This window comes from Bradyrhizobium sp. KZN70725 (genome assembly GCF_055264925.1).
In genome coordinates, this window is the sequence record NZ_JBUYWT010000226.1 from 1 (window position 1) to 292 (window position 292).

The 292-nt window shown below is 63.4% G+C and carries 1 protein-coding gene; it reads left to right on the forward strand.

The window, feature by feature from the left end:
- The coding region (locus tag ACZBJS_RS42840) for a transposase (RefSeq protein WP_463440374.1) at positions 1-292 on the forward strand (292 nt) is incomplete at both ends.

The following is a 292-nucleotide window of genomic DNA, read 5'->3' on the forward strand; positions in this document are numbered from 1 at the left end:
GCGAATGGATCGGCGCGGCCGGCAGGCCCATCTCTCGATGCGCTTCGGAACCGTCGTGCTCAAGCGGCCGCAGAGGCCCGGCGTCACCGACTTGGCGGAGGGCATCAAACTGAGCTTCGTAGAAGTGGTCGAGTTGCATCCGCCGAGAGGTGCGGAGCCCATTCGCTGGCTGCTCCTGACCACTCATCCGGTCGCCACCGTTAAAGACGCCTGGCAGATCGTCTCCTGGTACCGCCAGCGCTGGATCATTGAGCAACTCTTTCGCTCGCTGAAGAGCCAGGGTTTGCGCATC